At 71.3% G+C, this 1,855-nt stretch carries 2 protein-coding genes; both read left to right on the top strand.

Annotation, left to right across the window (positions count from 1 at the left end):
• Positions 1 to 258, top strand: a 258-nt coding sequence (locus tag GTW43_RS00640) for a helix-turn-helix domain-containing protein (protein WP_161299563.1), incomplete at its 5' end; no start/stop codon positions are given.
• A 122-nt stretch (positions 259 to 380) separates the two neighbouring features.
• A complete protein-coding gene (locus GTW43_RS00635; protein ID WP_161299562.1) occupies positions 381 to 1,619 on the top strand; it encodes an FAD-dependent oxidoreductase in 1,239 nt (412 codons plus the stop codon).
• The last annotated feature ends 236 nt before the right edge of the window (positions 1,620 to 1,855 follow it).

Genomic DNA, 1,855 nt, shown 5'->3' with positions numbered 1-1,855 from the left:
GCCCACGGCGACGCGTTCAGCGGTCCGCTGGCCCGTCTGCGCGCCTACGACCAAGTGCATCAGGGCGATCTCGTGGCGACGCTGGCCGCCTGGCTCGATGCCCTCGGCGATGTGGCGTCGGCGGCGCGGGCGGTGCACGTGCATCCCAATACGTTCCGCTATCGGCTTCGCCGGGTGGGCGAGATCGGGCGGATCGACCTGTCGGATCCGCGCGCCCGCTTCGCCGTGATGCTTCAGCTCCGGGTGTTCGGGGACTGAGGGACTCACCGCTTCGTCGGGGAGTACGAACGGCCGGCACCTCGTTGTGCCTATCGGCCGAATACTGCAGGTCAGGGCGTTCCTAGGGTCTCCACCACACAACCCTGGTGAACGGAGTGGACATGGCACCCGAACGGGTCCTGATCATCGGTGCGGGCATGGTCGGCCTCTCCTGCGCGTGGTCGCTGCAGGAACACGGCGTAGAGGTGGAGGTGCTCGACAGGCAGTTCGTGGGAGGCGGCGCCTCCTGGGGAAACGCCGGCTTTGTCGCACCGGCGTTCACCGTGCCGCTGCCGGAGCCCTCCGTGCTGCGCGACGGCGCACGGGCGGTGTTCGACCGTGCCTCCCCGGTGCGGTTGCCGAAACGGCCGGATGCCGCGCTCGCCCGCTTTCTGCTCCGGCTCGTGCGTCACTGCACGGGCGCGCAGTGGGACCGTGCCATGGCCGGGTACCGGCGTATGAACGCCCAGGTCTTCGACGCGTTCGACGCGCAGGGAGCCGGAGGGGTGCAGGCCCCCGTCCACGACGGCGCGGTCCTCGCCGCCTTCGAGAACAAGCAGCAGGCCGCACACCTGATGCACGGCCTGGAGGCGGTCGCGGCGGCGGGCCAACCGGTCGACGTGCAGATGTTCACCGGCGAACAGGCCCGTGAGGCGGAGCCACACCTTTCCTCACGCATCGGCCTGGCGGTCCGGGTCGGCGGTCAGCGGTACCTGGACCCGGCCGGCTATGTCAGCGCCCTGGGCGAACAGGTTCGCATCCGGGGCGCAAAGATCAGCGAGAACGTGACGGCGACGGCCGTGGAACGGGTCCGCGGGCGTTCCCTCGTGCGCTGTGCCGACGGCACCCGGCGTGAGGCCGATGCCGTGGTCATCGCCAACGGTGCGTGGATGCCGGGGCTCGCGGCTGCCCACGGTGTCCGGGTCCCGCAGCATCCGGGCCGCGGGTACAGCTTCTCCGTGCCGCTGTCGGAGCCGCTGCGCGGTCCGCTGTACTTCGCCGCGCCGCGGGTCGCGGTGGCACCCCGCGGCGACCACGCGCATGTCGCCGGGGTGATGGAACTGCGCTCGCCCGACCATCCCCTGGACCGGTCGCGGATCGACGCGATCACTCGAGCGATCCGCCCGTTGATCAACGGCGCCGACTGGAACGGCGTGTCCCGTGAATGGGTGGGATCCCGGCCCCTCACCGGGGACGGAGTACCCGTGGTCGGCCCGACCCGCACCGAGGGGGTGTACGTGGCCGGTGGCCACGGGATGTGGGGCCTCACACTCGGGCCGCTGACCGGACGGCTCCTGGCCGACCGGCTCGTCACCGGGTCCACGCCGCCGGAACTGGCCTGGATGAACCCGGTCCGCTGAGGCGGTCCCGCACCCGCACCCGCACCCGCACGACCCGGTACGCGACTTCCGCCCTGGACGGCTCCGCCGAGGACCGTCCCTCCCTGTCGAAGGATCCACATGCCGACTTCGCACGCACCCGCACACATATGCGTCGCATCCCGCTCTGTACAGGGACGCACGGCCCGGTGAGCGCGCCCCCGCGCAGCCAGGCTGCGCGACACGACAGCACAGGCGAGCTGAAACGAACTCTGACG

The sequence above is a fragment of the Streptomyces sp. SID5785 genome (assembly GCF_009870065.1).
Classification (GTDB): domain Bacteria; phylum Actinomycetota; class Actinomycetes; order Streptomycetales; family Streptomycetaceae; genus Streptomyces.
The sequence above is the reverse complement of the archived record's forward strand: the minus strand, read 5'-3'. Positions and strand labels throughout refer to the sequence as shown.